The sequence below is a fragment of the Vibrio sp. PSi01 genome (genome assembly GCF_054960695.1).
The window spans coordinates 1-546 of sequence record NZ_JBHNYN010000054.1 but is presented as its reverse complement, the minus strand read 5'-3'; the positions used below and the strand labels follow the sequence as shown (position 1 = coordinate 546).

The following is a 546-nucleotide window of genomic DNA, read 5'->3' as shown; positions in this document are numbered from 1 at the left end:
GTTTAAGAGTAGAAATACTTTTCCAGATGGGGCTATAGCTCAGCTGGGAGAGCGCCTCGCTGGCAGCGAGGAGGTCTGCGGTTCGATCCCGCATAGCTCCACCATCTTTAAGTGTTTTTCTTTGAAAATATTTAAAAATGGTTTTGAAAGTTTAATACTTTAAAAACTCTTGCTCTTTAACAATTTGGAAAGCTGACTGATTAGCTTAATTATTTTTACTTTTTAAAAAGTAAAACAAAACGGCCAAGGCTGTGATTAAGTTAATCAAAATTAAAAGTTCTCAATGTTTATCTGCTCTTATTTATTAAGAACAGTATAAACACAACAAACACATTCAAGTGTCTTGTATTCGAATGATCAGAAATGATTGTTCATTTTTTGATTCTATTTTTTATTAAAAAGTGGAAAAAAAATAAATTGAGTCCGGCAAACAGTCATCAAGAATTAACCCTTCTTGATGACAACCAAAAACCTTGGTTAGTTGCCATACGCTTATTTGTCTTCACTCCTGTTTGTCTTCACTTTTTAAAAGTGAAAATAAAAAGG

General features: G+C 32.8%; 1 tRNA gene and 1 pseudogene. Both read left to right on the top strand.

From position 1 onward, the window contains the following. The first annotated feature begins 28 nt into the window (after window positions 1-28). Window positions 29-104, top strand: a tRNA-Ala gene (locus tag ACFI6G_RS22210). 259 nt (window positions 105-363) lie between these two features. After that, a pseudogene (locus tag ACFI6G_RS22205) lies at window positions 364-546 on the top strand (hypothetical protein); the annotation flags it as partial.